The 14,432-nt window shown below is 66.6% G+C and carries 12 protein-coding genes; 8 read left to right on the forward strand and 4 right to left on the reverse strand.

The window, feature by feature from the left end; translation table 11 throughout:
• Window positions 1-45: 45 nt before the first annotated feature.
• The 4 genes from topA to proC all read left to right on the forward strand — a co-directional run bounded on the left by topA (window position 46) and on the right by proC (window position 5,386).
• On the forward strand, window positions 46-2,772 hold the full coding sequence (gene topA, locus ASG86_RS00295; protein ID WP_056328620.1) for a type I DNA topoisomerase: 2,727 nt from the start codon (window positions 46-48) through the stop codon (window positions 2,770-2,772).
• A gap of 135 nt (window positions 2,773-2,907) precedes the next feature.
• The gene (locus ASG86_RS00300; RefSeq protein ID WP_056328622.1) at window positions 2,908-3,327 is read left to right on the forward strand and encodes an SseB family protein; all 420 of its coding nucleotides are present in this window, start codon (window positions 2,908-2,910) and stop codon (window positions 3,325-3,327) included.
• 7 nt (window positions 3,328-3,334) lie between these two features.
• Window positions 3,335-4,324 carry a Ppx/GppA phosphatase family protein gene (locus tag ASG86_RS00305; RefSeq protein ID WP_056328625.1) on the forward strand — a complete coding sequence of 330 codons (990 nt, stop codon included), beginning with the start codon at window positions 3,335-3,337 and terminating at the stop codon, window positions 4,322-4,324.
• A gap of 228 nt (window positions 4,325-4,552) precedes the next feature.
• Window positions 4,553-5,386, forward strand: a complete 834-nt coding sequence (proC, locus tag ASG86_RS00310; RefSeq protein ID WP_056328629.1) for a pyrroline-5-carboxylate reductase — start codon at window positions 4,553-4,555, stop codon at window positions 5,384-5,386.
• Here proC and ASG86_RS00315 read toward each other — a convergent pair.
• Window positions 5,383-6,069, reverse strand: a complete 687-nt coding sequence (locus tag ASG86_RS00315) for a potassium channel family protein (RefSeq protein WP_056328631.1) — start codon at window positions 6,067-6,069, stop codon at window positions 5,383-5,385. The two genes, proC and ASG86_RS00315, sit on opposite strands and share 4 nt — an antisense overlap.
• Complete coding sequence (locus ASG86_RS00320; RefSeq protein ID WP_056328634.1) at window positions 6,062-7,495, reverse strand: TrkH family potassium uptake protein; 1,434 nt, start codon at window positions 7,493-7,495, stop codon at window positions 6,062-6,064. Before ASG86_RS00320 ends, ASG86_RS00315 begins: the two co-directional genes overlap by 8 nt.
• A gap of 103 nt (window positions 7,496-7,598) precedes the next feature.
• Here ASG86_RS00320 and ASG86_RS00325 point away from each other — a divergent pair, with 103 nt between their 5' ends.
• Window positions 7,599-8,810, forward strand: a complete 1,212-nt coding sequence (locus ASG86_RS00325; RefSeq protein WP_056328638.1) for an acetoin utilization protein AcuC — start codon at window positions 7,599-7,601, stop codon at window positions 8,808-8,810.
• 60 nt (window positions 8,811-8,870) lie between these two features.
• Window positions 8,871-9,512, forward strand: a complete 642-nt coding sequence (locus ASG86_RS00330) for an ArsR/SmtB family transcription factor (protein ID WP_056328640.1) — start codon at window positions 8,871-8,873, stop codon at window positions 9,510-9,512.
• A 3-nt stretch (window positions 9,513-9,515) separates the two neighbouring features.
• Here the strand turns inward: ASG86_RS00330 and ASG86_RS00335 are convergent, their stop codons facing one another.
• Entirely contained in the window at window positions 9,516-10,853 is a 1,338-nt protein-coding gene (locus ASG86_RS00335; RefSeq protein ID WP_056328643.1) for an alpha-hydroxy acid oxidase, read from the reverse strand.
• Window positions 10,854-10,920: 67 nt separating this feature from the next.
• Here ASG86_RS00335 and ASG86_RS00340 point away from each other — a divergent pair, with 67 nt between their 5' ends.
• Window positions 10,921-11,622: a FadR/GntR family transcriptional regulator gene (locus ASG86_RS00340; RefSeq protein WP_056328646.1), complete on the forward strand. Its 702-nt coding sequence runs from the start codon at window positions 10,921-10,923 to the stop codon at window positions 11,620-11,622.
• A gap of 6 nt (window positions 11,623-11,628) precedes the next feature.
• On the opposite strand, the gene ASG86_RS00345 is transcribed toward ASG86_RS00340, so the two are convergent.
• Window positions 11,629-12,663 carry a LacI family DNA-binding transcriptional regulator gene (locus tag ASG86_RS00345; protein ID WP_056328649.1) on the reverse strand — a complete coding sequence of 345 codons (1,035 nt, stop codon included), beginning with the start codon at window positions 12,661-12,663 and terminating at the stop codon, window positions 11,629-11,631.
• A gap of 356 nt (window positions 12,664-13,019) precedes the next feature.
• Between ASG86_RS00345 and ASG86_RS00350 the strand changes: the two genes are divergently transcribed.
• Entirely contained in the window at window positions 13,020-14,432 is a 1,413-nt protein-coding gene (locus tag ASG86_RS00350) for a Gfo/Idh/MocA family protein (protein WP_056328652.1), read from the forward strand.

Consider the following 14,432-nt stretch of genomic DNA (forward strand, 5'->3'; position numbering starts at 1 on the left):
GACATGGGCTCATCTGCCCCAGCAACCTTTTTCTGTAGGAGCACCGTGCCAAGCAAGGCCAAAACCGGCAAGAAACTCGTGATTGTGGAGTCTCCGGCCAAGAGCAAGACCATCGCCAAGTACCTCGGCGAGGGCTTCATCGTTGAGGCCTCCATTGGTCACATCCGGGACCTGCCGCAGCCGTCCGAACTCCCTGCCGAGCTGAAAAAGACCTCGGTGGGCAAGTTCGCCGTCGACATTGAGCACGACTTCAAGCCGTACTACGTGGTGTCCCCGGACAAGAAGAAAAAGGTGACTGAGCTCAAGGCTGCGCTCAAGGACGCCGACGAACTTTATCTCGCAACCGATGGGGACCGCGAGGGCGAAGCCATCGCGTGGCACCTGCTGGAAGTGCTCAAGCCCAAGGTCCCGGTATACCGGATGACGTTCGGCGAAATCACCAAGGAAGCCATCCAGCGCGCCATGGGCAACCTGCGCGACGTGGACCAGGACCTGGTGGACGCCCAGGAAACCCGCCGCGTCCTGGACCGTCTCTACGGCTACGAAATCTCCCCGGTGCTGTGGCGCAAGGTGGCCCGGGGCCTGTCCGCCGGCCGCGTGCAGTCTGTGGTCACCCGCATGGTGGTGGACCGGGAACGCGAGCGCATGGCCTTCAAGGCAGCCTCCTACTGGGACCTGACCGGACAGTTCGGTGCCGATTCCGGCTCGTTCAAGGCAAAGCTTGCCGCCGTTGACGGCGCCAAGGTGGCCACCGGCCGCGATTTCAACGACAACGGCGAACTCACGTCGCGGAATGTGGCCCACCTTAATGAGGAACTGGCAACGTCGCTGGCCGCCGGGCTGCAGGATGCGTCGTTCACGGTCCGGTCGGTGGACACCAAGCCGTACACCCGGCGTCCTGCCGCGCCGTTCACCACTTCCACGCTGCAGCAGGAGGCGGGCCGCAAGCTGCGCTTCTCCTCCAAGAGCACCATGCAGATCGCCCAGCGGCTGTATGAAAACGGCTACATCACCTATATGCGTACGGACTCCTCCGCGCTGAGTGACGAAGCCATCACCGCCGCCCGCCGGCAGGCTTCGGAGCTCTACGGCCCCGAATACGTTCCGCAGTCGCCGCGCGTGTACTCGAACAAGGCCGCCAACGCCCAGGAAGCGCACGAAGCGATCCGCCCCGCCGGTGACTCCTTCCGCACGCCTGCCCAGGTGGCCAAGCAGCTTTCCGGCGACGAGTTCCGCCTCTACGAGCTGATCTGGAAGCGCACCGTCGCCTCCCAGATGGGCGATGCCAAGGGTTCGACGGCGACCATCCGCCTGGGTGCCGTGGCCTCGGACGGGCGGGACGCCGAGTTCTCCGCTTCCGGTACCGTGATCACGTTCCCCGGCTTCCTCGCCGCCTATGAGGAGGGCAAGGACGAGACGCGCGGCGACGACGACTCCGACGAAGCGCGCCGCCTGCCCAACGTGGCCAAGGGCGACTCCCTCACTGCCGCGGACATCCAGGCCGTGGGGCACGAAACCTCGCCGCCGCCGCGCTACACGGAAGCCTCCCTGACTGCGGAGCTGGAAAAGAAGGGCATCGGCCGCCCCTCCACGTACGCTTCCACCATCTCCACCATCCAGGACCGCGGCTACGTCCGGAAGCAGGGTTCAGCGCTGGTGCCCAGCTGGATCGCGTTCTCGGTCGTCCGGCTCCTGGAGCAGCACTTCTCCGACTACGTGGACTACGAATTCACCGCCGACATGGAAGGCGACCTGGACAAGATCGCCAACGGCCAGGAAGCCGGGGCCTCCTGGCTGCGGCACTTCTACTTCGGCGAGGACTCCGACCCCGGCCTGCTGAGCATCGTCAACAACCTCGGCGAGATCGACGCCCGGGAGATCAACTCGATCCCCATCACTGACGACATCACCCTCCGGGTAGGCAAGTTCGGCCCGTACCTGGAAAGCTCGGCCGCAGTGGTGGACCCGAAGACCGGCGAGATCGCCGAATCGGCCCGCGCCAACGTGCCCGAGGACCTGGCCCCGGACGAACTGACGGCAGCCAAGGCCATCGAGCTGATGGAGACGGCGGCGCCGGAAGAACGCGTGCTCGGCACCGACCCGCACACGGGGCACACCGTCGTGGCGAAGAACGGCCGCTATGGCGCCTACGTTACCGAGATCATCCCCGAGATGACCGAGGAAGAACTGGCCAGGCAGCCGGTGGAGTACTACAAGAACGGCAAGCCCAAGCCGCCCAAGAAGCCGGTCAAGGCCAAGCCGCGCACCGGATCGCTCTTCAAGTCCATGACAGTTGAGTCGGTCACCCTGGATGAGGCACTGCAGCTCATGAGCCTGCCGCGTGCGCTGGGGGAGGACGCCGAAGGCAACCTCATCACGGTCCAGAACGGCCGGTTCGGCCCGTACCTGAAGAAGGGCACGGACTCCCGCTCCATCGGGTCGGAAGAGGAAATCTTCACCATCACCCTGGAACAGGCCCTGGAGATCTACTCCCAGCCCAAGCAGCGCGGCGCCCGTGCTGCTGTGCCGCCGCTGGCCGAGTTCGGCCCGGACCCCGTGTCCGAGAAGAACATCGTGGTCAAGGAAGGCCGGTTCGGGCCCTACATCACGGACGGCATCACCAACATCACCGTTCCCCGCGCCACCTCCCTGGAGGAACTCACGCGGGAGCAGGCCGTGGAGTTGCTGGCCGAGAAACGCGCCAAGGGCCCCGTCAAGCGGACCGCCACCCGCAAGGCGCCGGCCAAGAAGAAGGCAACGGCCAAGAAGTAATACGGAGATCGTCGAGTTCGCCGGAACGGTGCATGCTCGCTGGAAAGTACCGGCGAGTCCGCATTGCTCCGGCGATTTCGCGTTAAGGCTGCGGCTCTGTTTGCGCCGGCCACCGGATCGTGATCCGCTAGTCGTATGACTGAACAGCCTGCGCACACGGACCTCCAGCCGCTCAACGACCTCGAAGAGAAGCTCGCAACCGGCGGACAGCCTGACGCGAACCCTGTGGACGTCATCCTGTCGTTCCTGAACAGCGAGGTCTACATCATCAGCTCGGACACGGTGGAGGGCATGGACTCCCAGGTGGAGCCCCTGGTTCTTGCCAACGCCGACGGCGACCCCGTCCTCGCCGTCTTCTCTCACCCGAGCAGGGTGGACCAGCAGTACCTCGAAGCTGCACCCAATGTGCTGGGCACGCAGGGTGCAGCCATCATCGCCAACCTTGGCGATGAACTCGGCATGGTGATCAACCCCGGTGCTGCCTACGGTTTCGAAATCAATCCGGAAGGCGTGGCCAACATCCGGCGCGACTTCAAGCGCGCTGACGAGCAATAATGTCCCCATGCGTCTAGGCGTCCTCGATATTGGTTCCAACACTGTCCATCTGCTCCTGGTGGATGCCCATCCCGGCGCGCAGCCGGTCCCTTTCGCGTCCCATAAGCGGCCGCTGTCCCTGGTGCAGTACCTTGAGCCGGATGGCAGCATCAGTGACGAGGGCCAGCACGAGCTGACCGAGTTCGTGCTGGAAGCGTGGGAATTCGCTGCCCGGCACAAGGCCGAGGACCTGCTGGCTTTCTGTACGTCAGCCATCCGCGAGGCCACCAATGGCCCCGCAGTGCTGGCCCGGGTCAAGCACGAAACCACGGTCACCCTCCAGGAACTGACCGGCAGCGAAGAAGCCTCCATGACGTTCTTCGCGGTGCGGCGCTGGCACGGCTGGGGCGCCGGGCCCATTCTGAACCTGGACATCGGCGGCGGTTCCTTTGAAATGGCTTTCGGCCAGGACGAGCTTCCCGAGGTGGCCACCTCCGTGCCGCTTGGCGCCAGCCGCCTCACCCGGGACTGGCTCGCGGAGGATCCGCCGTCGGCCAAGAGCGTGAAGGAACTCCGGCGCTACATTAGGGCCACGCTCAAGCCCGCCGTCCGCGAATTTGACGGCCTGGGCCGGGCCAACGTGGTGGCCGGAACCTCCAAGACTTTCCGGTCCCTGGCCCGGATCGCCGGTGCCGCCCCCAGCGCGGAGGGTCCGTACGTCAAACGGGAACTGCACGCCTCGGACCTGGGCATCTGGACCCAGCGGATCTCGGCCATGAGCTCGGAGGACCGGCTGCACCTTCCCGGCGTCTCGGAGGCCCGGGCCCACCAGCTCCTGGCCGGCGCGCTGGTGGCCGAGGCCGCCCTGGAGATGTTCAAGTTCAAGAAGCTCCGCATCTGCCCGTGGGCACTGCGTGAGGGACTGATCCTCCGGCGCCTGGACCAGCTGGTATTTTCCGGTCCGCTGGAGCCCGCACCGCACGTGGCGGCCCCGCCGTCTGTGGAAGCGACGGTTTAGCCGGCCCGCAACGCCTGGTCCGTTAAAAGCGGAAGCACCGGGGCGGGCAACAGGAAAATGGGGAAAACCTGTCGCCTCGCCGCCGGTGCCCTGGCAGGCATCCCCATGCCTGCCGCATCACTCGCACCCTCAATGAGGTAATAACTACGTTAGGACCCCAAGTTGTGTGCTGCCTGCGCCCAACATGGGAGTTGCCTGTGAATGCGTGCGAACTGCAATGATGGAGGCATGAGCAACCGAATCGCATTCCTTGGCTGTGGATCCATGAACGAGGCCATTCTTGGCGGCCTGCTGGAGGCCGGAACAGATCCGGCGGATGTGGTGGCAACGGTCCGCCGGGCCGGCCGGGCCTCGGAACTGGCCGCCCGGTACCACGGGATCACTGCGATCGCCGGTGAGGAAGAACCCGACAACAACAGGCAGGCCACCAAGGGAGCCGCCGTCGTCATCCTCGGCGTGAAACCTGTGGGCATCACGGACCTGGCCCGGGAAATCAGCCCCGCCCTTACGCCCGACACTGTGGTGGTCAGCGTGGCCGCCGCCGTCTCCATCGCCCAGCTGGAGGCAGCCCTGCCGCCCGGGCAGCCGGTGATCAGGACCATGCCCAATACGCCGGCAAAACTCGGCCGCGGCGTGGTGTCCGTCTCGCCCGGAACCCACTGCACCCCTGGGCAGCTGCAGAAGGTCAAGGAGATCCTGAAGGGGGCCGGGACCGTGGTGGAGGTCCCTGAAGAGCAGGTGGACGCGCTCTCCGCGATCAGCGGGTCCGGCCCGGCCTATGCGTTCTACCTGGCCGAGGCCATGGCGTCGGCAGGGGAGGAGCTGGGCCTGGACCGCGAGCTGTCTCTGTTGCTGGCCCGTGAAACGGTGGCCGGCGCCGGCCTCATGCTCGCCGAGCCGGGGGCAGACCCCACTGCGCTACGCCGGGCCGTGACCAGCCCCAACGGAACCACCGAACGGGCCATCGCTACCTTCGACGAACAGGGCATCCCTGCCATCATCGCCGCCGGGGCCCGGGCCGCAGCCAACCGGGCAGCGGAGATCACCAAACAGTTGGGTTAAGGGCGCGCGGCGAACCGTTCCAGCAGGTCCACGTGGCCGGAAACGATCAGCATGTCCCGGGAGGACACTTTGGTCTCCGGGCGGGCGTAGGTGAAGTCCTCGCCCGGGGACTTAACACCCACAATGGTCACGCCGTATTTGGACCGGACCTTTGACTCGTCCAGGGTGAACCCCACCGTTTCGCGCGGCGGGTACATCTTCACGATGGCGAAGTCGTCGTCGAACTCGATGAAGTCCAGCATGCGCCCGGACACCAGGTGCGCGGCGCGGACACCGGCGTCGGCTTCCGGATAGATCACGTGGTTGGCGCCGATCCGGGTCAGGATCTTGCCGTGCGACGGGGTGATGGCCTTGACCCACAGGTGCTCGATGCCGAGGTCCACCAGGTTGACGGTGATCAGCACCGAGGACTCAATGGAGGTGCCGACGCCCACCACGGCGGAGCTGAACTCCTGGGCACCGAGTTGGCGCAGCGCATCGATGTTGGTGGCGTCGGCCTCCACCACGTGGGTCAGGAGGGGCGCCCATTTCTGCACCAGGTTCCGGTCCCGCTCAATGGCCAGGACTTCCCGGCCCTGCTTCACCAGCTGCTCTGCCGTGGATGATCCGAAGCGGCCCAGCCCGATGACCAGTACCGGGGCGTTGTGGGCGGGGCGCCGGGCGGCGTCTGTGGAACTAGCCAATGATCGGCCTCTCTTCGGGGTAGTGGTACAACTGGCTGCGCTGGCGCAGGGCCAGGGCAGCGGCGAGGGTAACGGTACCCACGCGGCCGGCGAACATCAGCGCGGTGAGGACGTAAACGCCGGCTGGCGGCACCTCGGCGCTCAGGTTGGTGCTGAGTCCCACCGTGGCGAACGCGGAGATGGTTTCGAACAGTACGCGGTCAAGCGACTGGCCGCTGATATGCAGCAGCAGGAAGGCCGACACGGACACCAGGGTGGCGCCGGCCACGATCACGGAGATGGCCACCCGCATGCTGCCCTGGGGGATGGTCCTGCCGTAGACCTTAACGTCGGCGTCGCCACGGGCTTCGGCGACGATGGCCAGGAACATTACGGCGATGGTGGTTACCTTGATGCCGCCGGCCGTGGATGCGGAGCCCCCGCCGGCAAACATCAGGGCGTCGGTCAGCAGCATGGTGGTGGAATCCATCAGGTTCTGGTCCACCAGGTTGAACCCGCCGGAACGCGTCATCACCGACGCGAAAAGCGCGTGCGTAATCTTGTCGCCCATGCTCATGGAGCCGATGGTCCTTGGGTTGTCCCACTCCATCAGCGCCCAGAGGAAGGCGCCCGCAGCCAGGAGGATCAGGGAAACCTGGATGGTGAGCTTGGTGTGGAGGTTCCACTTCTTCCAGTTCAGGCCGTTCTGCTGCAGGACCATCACCACGGGGAACCCCAGGCTGCCCATGAAGACGCCCACCATGAGGGGGATGAGGATCCAGAGGTCCGTCTCGTAGGGGACAATGCCGTCCGAGTGGGGCGTGAAACCGGCATTGTTGAAGGACGAGATGCCGTAGAAGACGCCGTGCCAGACCGACTGCCAGAACGGCTCACCGAGGGTCAGGAACCGGGGAATCAATGCCAGCGCCAGGACACCCTCGATGACCACGGACGTGGTGATGACGATCCGCAGCAGGGTGCCGACCTCGCCCAGGCGGCCGGCGTTGTTCATGGACTCCGCTGCGATGATCTTGCCCCGGACACCCAGCCGCTTGCTCACCATCAATGCCAGCAACGACGCCAGGGTCAGGGTGCCCAGGCCGCCGATGAAGATGCCCACCAGGATCACCAGTTGGCCAAAGAAGGACCAGTGGACCGCCGTCGACACCACCGTGAGTCCCGTAACGCACACCGCTGAGACCGCCGTGAAGAGCGCCTGGTGGATGGGCGTGGGGGTTCCGTCAGCTGAGGAGACCGGCAGGGACAGCAGGAACGTGAATACCGTGCAGACGGCGGCGAACGCCGTCAGCGCCAGCCGGGCGGGGGTGGTGTTGGCGATATCGTCAATGAAGTCCCGCAGCCGCGTGAGGACCCAGAGGCCCTCCCGTTCCTGGGCCGGGGGGTGCCAGGCGGCCGGTGTCCGGGGCCTCGACTGGCTCTGCGTCATGTGTGGCTTTTCCTCGGTTGAAACGGCTTCCCCCAGTAGTAAACCACTAAAGCCCGCGTCATGGCCGGTGGGCGGCAGCGCGGGCTCGGGTAGCCTGTGATTGATGACATACCTGCCCGGCCTCAGCCAGCCCGCGCCGCCAACGATGGTGGCGTGGAGTCCTGACATGACAGCCTACAACTTTGGTCCGGGCCATCCCATGGCGCCGGAACGGATGGACCTCACGGCCCGCCTGGCCCGCAGCCTGGGGCTCTTCGACCTGGACCATGTTGATGTTGCAGCTCCGGACGTGGCCTCTGACGCTGAGCTGCAGTCCGTCCACTCGCCGGATTACGTCGCGGCGGTCCGCCGGGTCAGTGCTGACCCCTCCCAACCGGACGAGTCCCGGGGGCTGGGTACTGAGGATGATCCCGCGTTTGCCGGCATGCATGAGGCCGCGGCGCGCCTGGCCGGGGGATCCCTGCTGGCGGCAACCCGGGTGCTGGAGGGATCGGCCGTCCATGCCGTCAACTTCGGCGGCGGGATGCACCACGCGGCCAGGGGCCGCGCCAGCGGATTCTGCATCTACAACGACGCCGCCGTCGCGGTGCAGAAGCTGCTCGACGGCGGCCTGCGCAAGGTGGCCTACATCGACGTCGATGCCCATCACGGGGACGGCACCCAGAACATCTTCTGGGACGATCCCCGCGTCCTCACGCTGTCGCTGCACGAAACCGGGCTGACCCTCTTTCCGGGGACCGGGTTCGCCAACGAGATCGGCGGCCCCGCAGCCGAAGGCACTGCGGTGAACGTGGCCCTGCCCGCAGGTACCGGGGACGCCGGCTGGCTGCGCGCCTTCTACGCCGTGGTGCCGCAACTGGTGGGTGCCTTCGAGCCCGAGGTCATCGTGAGCCAGCATGGCTGCGACTCGCACCGGAGTGATCCTTTGACGCACCTCAATCTCAGCGTGGACGGACAGCGCGAGGCCGCGAACGCCGTCGGGCATCTGGCCGAACGCTACTGCGGCGGACGGTGGATCGCCACCGGCGGCGGGGGCTACAACGTGCTGGACGTGGTGCCGCGGGCCTGGACCCACCTGGTGGCCATTGCGGCCGGACGGCCCGTGCCGCTGCGAACGCCCGTGCCCGGGGACTGGCGGCAGTACGTCGCGGAGAAGTTCGGCAGGGATGCTCCGGCCCTGATGGGGGACGATGTAGAGCTGTGGTGGCGGTCCTGGGAAGTGGGCTTCGACCCCAACGACGCCGTGGACCGCAGTGTCATGGCAACCCGCAAGGCGGTGTTCCCGCTGCACGGGCTGGACCCCTGGTTCGACTAGGTTTCCGGGCGGCCGAAATAGTTGATGCCTTTCGAGGCATATGTCGCTAGGGTGGGAGGCATGGTGACAGACGACGTATTTGCCGTCATAGCGGAATCCACCCGGCGGGACATCCTGGTGGCCCTTAGGGCAGGAGACAAGGCCGTGGGGGAGTTGGTGGAGGAACTGGCTGCCAGTCAGCCCACTATTTCCAAGCACCTTAAAGTCCTCCGTGAGGCACAGCTGGTCAGCATGCGCGCGCAGGGCCAGAAGCGGTACTACGCCTTGAACCGGGGGCCGCTGGAGGGGATCGCCAGCTGGCTGGAGACGTTCGACGTCGGCCCTGGCGCCAATGCCGCCGTGTCACCGGCCAGCCATGATGTGACGGCCCCGGAGCAGGCGGCCCCCGCCCCGGCAGTCGCCGCCCACCTTAGGGAAGCAGTCGCAGCCGCGGCCCCCTCGTTGCCGCACCCGGCCGGCCCGTCCGCCGCGGAAAGGCCCGCGGCGCCGCGGCCGGCCCGGGAGGAAGTCCCCGCGCCCGTCCTGGTGCGGGAGGGCGCCGAGCTGAGTCCCGCCGTCGTGATTCCCGGCGGCACTGCCGCCCCACTGACTGACGACAGCGTCCCGCAGCAGATCGGCCGCACGGTGGGCCGCGCCGCAACGAAGGCGGCGGACCTGCTGGCCAACCTCCCCAACCTCCCAAAGTTCGGCCGGAAGAAGTAGCGCTTACTTCGCCAGCAGCCGCACGTGGTCCGGGGTCAGGTCGGAGACCTTGCTGACGCCCAGCAGTGCCATGGTCCGTGCCATGTCCTTCTCGAGGATCTGGAGGGTGCGGTCAACCCCGGCCCGTCCGCCGGCCATCAGCCCGTACAGGTAGGCGCGCCCGATCAGCGTGAAATCGGCGCCGAGGGCCAGCGCCGCCACGATGTCCGCGCCGCTCATGATCCCGGTGTCCAGCATGATGGCGGCATTGCTGTTGTCTGCCGTGAAGGCCTGCTTGACTTCGGGGAGCAGGTGGAAGGGGATGGGCGCCCGGTCCAGCTGGCGGCCGCCATGGTTGGACAGGACCACGCCGTCGGCGCCATGGTCAACCACCCCGCGTGCATCCTCCACGGTCTGGATGCCCTTGACCACCAGCTTGCCTTTCCAGGTTTCGCGCAGCCAGTCCAGGTCCTCGAAGGTGAGGGTGGGGTCGAACATGGAGTTGATGAGGTCCGCCACGGTGCCGGTGTAGCGGGAGAGCGAGGCGAAGGTGAGCGGCTCGTGGGTGAGGAAGTTGAACCACCAGGCGGGCCGGTAGGAGGCGTCCAGGACGGTCTTGAGGGTCAGGGCCGGCGGGATGGTCATGCCGTTGCGGACGTCCCGGAGGCGGGCGCCGGCCACAGCTGTGTCGACAGTGACCATGAGGGTGTCGTTGCCGGCCTTGGCAGCACGCTCGATCAGCTCCAGGGAACGATCGCGGTCCGTCCACAGGTAGAGCTGGAACCAGTTCCGGCCGTTCGGTGCCGCTGCGGCAACATCCTCGATGGACGCGGTACCCATGGTGGACAGGGTGTAGGGGATGCCGGCCGCCTCGGCCGCCTGCGACCCCGCGTACTCGCCCTCGGACTGCATCATCCGGGTGAATCCCGTGGGGGCAATACCAACGGGAAGCCGTGCTGGCTTGCCCAGGATCTCCGTGCTGAGATCGATCGCGGAGACGTTGCGCAGGATGCCCGGCCGGAACTCGATGTCCAGGAAGGCCTTGCGGGCGCGGCGGAGGGTGATTTCCTCTTCTGCAGCGCCATCGGTGTAGTCGAACGGTGCCTGCGGAGTGCGGCGCTTGGCGATGTCGCGCAGCTCCCAGATGGTGCTGGCCCGCTTCAGCCGGGCCTCCCTGCTGAACTCCGGCTTCTTGAACTGCATCAGCGGCGCAAGGTCAGAGTATTTGGGAACCCGGCGCTTCAGTGCGGCAGGCAGGGCGGACGACGACGGAGCCCGGGCGGGTGCCGGCGCTGCGGGGATGTCAGTGGCGTCCGGCGCCGGTGTGGTCTCCGGGTTGTTGGGCTGGATGGTGTGGGTCATGGTTCCTCCTATGGTCCAACCACACTCTATGTGATGTGGTCCAACCACATCAAGTAGCATGGGACCTATGCGTACCCATCAGCTGGTCCTGTCCTGGATCGAGGACCAACTCTCCGCAGGTCGGTTGGCCGTGGGCGGCAGGCTGCCGGCGGAGCGCACCTTGGCCGAACAGCTCAAGGTTTCCCGCACGTCGGTCCGTGAGGCCATCCGGATCCTCGAGGCGATGGGGGTGCTCCGCGCGGGCGTCGGGTCCGGGCCCGACGCCGGGACGGTAGTGATTTCGGACCCCACCTCCGCACTGGGCTCTGCCCTTCGGCTGCACGTGGCCACCCAGCACCTGCCCGTGGCGGACATCGTCGAAACGCGGGTCCTGCTGGAATCATGGGCTGCGGCGAAGGCGCCGCAGGACGCGCCCGAACTCGATGATGCGGCTGTCCTCCTGGCGGCCATGGATGCCCCGGAAGGCCTGCCAGCCAGGGATTTCCTGGCCCTTGACGTCCGGTTCCACCTGGCCCTGGCCAACGCCGCAGGCAACACGGTGGTCAGCGCCATGATGGGGTCGCTCCGGGAAGCCATCCAGGGCTACGCGGCCGGACTGACTGCCAACCTGCCGGACTGGGAAACCACGGCCTCGCGCTTGCGCGCTGAGCACCACGCCATCCTCGCCGCCGTCAGGAGTGGCGAGGGCGGCCGGGCCGCAGAACTGGTGGCGGCCCACATCGAGGGGTTCTACGAGGAGGCCGGGCTGGGCTCTGCTAAAGCTGGATGAGAGGGCTCAGCCGTGCACTGTGCTGCGCGGCGCCTTGGCCGGCCCTGTGCTGGCCCGGACTTCCAGCCGCGGCTGGTAGCGGCTGCCGGGGGTTTCGTTCTCTTCTTTGCGGATCAATGCCCGGAGCTGGTGCCAGGCCTGCTCGCCCAGTTCCGTGATGGGGACCGCGGCCGTGGTGAGGGCCGGCGTCGTATACCTGGCAAAGGGGATGTCGTCGAAGCCGGTCACGGAAATGTCCCCGGGTATATCCAGGCCGCGCTCATGCAGGCCGCTCATGAGGCCCATGGCCACCAGGTCGTTGAAGGCCAGAATCCCCGTGGCACCGCTCTGCAGGACGGCATCCACCGCTTCGTGCCCGGTGTCGAAGTCTGAGCCGCCTTCCAGCATGGTCACCTCCACCTCGGGGTGGGCGGCCCTGAACGTCTCCAGGCCCTTGAGCCGCATCTCATTGGAGGCGCTGCGGGGCGGCCCCGCAAGGAAGGCAAGGCGGGTGTGGCCCAGTTCCACCAGGTGCCCCGCGATGTCCTGGACGCCCTGGCCGTAGTCCACTACCAGACCGGGCACGTTCGGCGCGCTGGTGGTGCGGTTGATCAGCACCAGCGGGTGCAGGGAGGGCGCAATCTCCTCCAGTTCCGCATCCGACATGCGGGGGGCGCACAGGACCAGCCCGTCGCACCGCCGGCGCGCCTCGCCCGCAAGGATGGACTCCTCGCTGGACACTTCGAACGAGTCCGCGATGAGCACGCGGTAACCGTCCTGGGCGGCAGCCCTGCTCAAGCCGCGGAGGATCGCCTGGAAGGTGGGGTTGGCCAGGTCCGGCACCACAATGCCAATCGTGTCCGTCTTGCCGAGGGCCAGGCTGCGGCCCACGGGGTTGGGCTGGTACTTCAGCTCCGCTGCGGCTGCGCGGACCCTGGCGGCAATGTCCGGGTCCACGGTGAAGTTTCCGTTCATGACACGCGAAACGGTGGCATGGGAAACTCCCGCCTTCACGGCGACATCCGCGATGCCGATCCGGCCGCTTGCCGATTTCCTGGCCATAGGGAACCCTTCTTTTGCGCCGTCCGCCGGTGTCGCCGGGGACCCTTGGTGTTCCGGCGGCCCCGGCCGGGACGGCAGGTGCTTTGAAAGACAGCATATACGGCAGCAGGAAAGCGATTTCTATGCTTTTCCCGGCCGTTTTCCCAGCCGGTCGGCAAAGGTCGGGCGACATCCTCAGAAAACGTTTTCCCTCAGGCTGGAAAATGGTTGACGAATGGACTGAAGGGTTGATACAACTTCTATAGACACGTGAGAAAACGCTTTCTCATTCTTTTCCATCCGGTACAGCAAAGTGCCGCCGCCGATCACACAGCCGCCGTTCCCACCGCCGGTTTTGAGTTTTTGAAAGGGACCCCATGGTCAACACAGCCGAGACGACGTCGGCCGCAGCAGCTTCCCAGGCCAGCACGAATGGCGGGAAGGCACGGATCGCCCTGATCGGCACCGGCGGCCGCTCCGAGATGTACATCCGGGCCATCTTCGGCAAACACGCGGACACCGCCGAGCTCGTGGCGTTCTCAGACGTCAACCCCGGACGTGTTGAGTTTTACCAGAAGCTCATTCAGGAACTCGGTGCGCCGGGACCGGTGGCAGCTTTTGATCCCGCGGACCTCACCGCGTTCATCCAGGCCAACAACATCGACCGGATCATCGTCACCACCCCGGACTACACCCACGCGGACTACATAGTGGAGGGCCTTCGCGCCGGCGCGGATGTCGTCGTCGAAAAGCCCCTCACCATCGATGCCGAAGGCTGCCGCCGCATCACCCGGGCCGTCCAGGAGACCGGCCGGAACGTGGTGGTCACGTTCAACTACCGCTACTCGCCGCGCAACAGCGCGCTCAAGGAAATCATCCAGAGCGGCGTGATCGGCAAGGTCACGTCGGTCGACTTCAGCTGGGTCCTGGACACCGTCCACGGCGCGGACTACTTCCGCCGCTGGCACCGTGAGAAGAAGAACTCCGGGGGCCTGCTCATCCACAAGGCGTCGCACCACTTCGACCTGGTCAACTGGTGGATCGACGATGTCCCGGAGCGGATCTTCGCGTCCGGTGGCCTCAAGTTCTACGGCGACAAGAACGCTGCCGAGCGCGGCCTTGGCCCACGCCCTGAGCGTGGAACGCCCGACGCCGATGCCCCCGCCGGCGCCAAGGACCCCTTCGCGCTTGACCTCAGGGAGGACGAGCGGCTCAAGGCCCTGTTCCTGGACAACGAACACTACGACGGCTACCGCCGCGACCAGGATGTGTTCACCGCCGGCATCACCATCGAGGACAACCTGGCCCTGGTGGTGGAGTACCAGGGCGGCCCGCGCCTGAGCTACTCGCTGAATGCCCACAGCCCGTGGGAAGGCTACCGTGTGGCGGTCAACGGCACCGAAGGCCGCGCCGAGCTTGAGGTGGTGGAACGCGCCGCCGTCCTGCACAGCACGGACAAGAAGACCGTGGTGGACCCGTCCGCAACCCCGGTTGTGGAAGAGGACGCCGTGCGCCGCAACGGCGAGCGCCTGGTGGTCCAGCGCCACTGGGAGGCAGCCTACGAGGTCCCCATCATTAACGGCGAGGGCGGCCACGGCGGCGGTGACGAGCTGCTGCTGTCGGACCTCTTCAACGGACCGGGCGAGGACCCCCTGGGCCGCCCCTCCGGCTACCTGGACGGGCTGCGTTCGGTGTCCGTGGGCATCGCCGGCAACCGCTCCCTGGAATCGTCCCTGCCCGTCCGGGTCGAGGACCTGGACCTCGGCGTCGACCTTCGCCGGGCCAAGTAG

It is taken from the genome of Arthrobacter sp. Soil764 (assembly GCF_001428075.1).
Lineage (GTDB): Bacteria > Actinomycetota > Actinomycetes > Actinomycetales > Micrococcaceae > Arthrobacter.

Bases quoted from the DNA above. Each gene is read 5' to 3' on its own strand.
- proC (WP_056328629.1), top strand. From the start codon at position 4,553: ATGAGCAACCGAATCGCATTCCTTGGCTGTGGATCCATGAACGAGGCC.
- ASG86_RS00345 (WP_056328649.1), bottom strand. From the start codon at position 12,663: ATGGCCAGGAAATCGGCAAGCGGCCGGATCGGCATCGCGGATGTCGCC.
- ASG86_RS00330 (WP_056328640.1), top strand. From the start codon at position 8,871: ATGGTGACAGACGACGTATTTGCCGTCATAGCGGAATCCACCCGGCGG.
- ASG86_RS00325 (WP_056328638.1), top strand. From the start codon at position 7,599: ATGACATACCTGCCCGGCCTCAGCCAGCCCGCGCCGCCAACGATGGTG.
- ASG86_RS00350 (WP_056328652.1), top strand. From the start codon at position 13,020: ATGGTCAACACAGCCGAGACGACGTCGGCCGCAGCAGCTTCCCAGGCC.
- ASG86_RS00340 (WP_056328646.1), top strand. From the start codon at position 10,921: ATGCGTACCCATCAGCTGGTCCTGTCCTGGATCGAGGACCAACTCTCC.
- ASG86_RS00300 (WP_056328622.1), top strand. From the start codon at position 2,908: ATGACTGAACAGCCTGCGCACACGGACCTCCAGCCGCTCAACGACCTC.
- ASG86_RS00305 (WP_056328625.1), top strand. From the start codon at position 3,335: ATGCGTCTAGGCGTCCTCGATATTGGTTCCAACACTGTCCATCTGCTC.
- ASG86_RS00320 (WP_056328634.1), bottom strand. From the start codon at position 7,495: ATGACGCAGAGCCAGTCGAGGCCCCGGACACCGGCCGCCTGGCACCCC.
- ASG86_RS00335 (WP_056328643.1), bottom strand. From the start codon at position 10,853: ATGACCCACACCATCCAGCCCAACAACCCGGAGACCACACCGGCGCCG.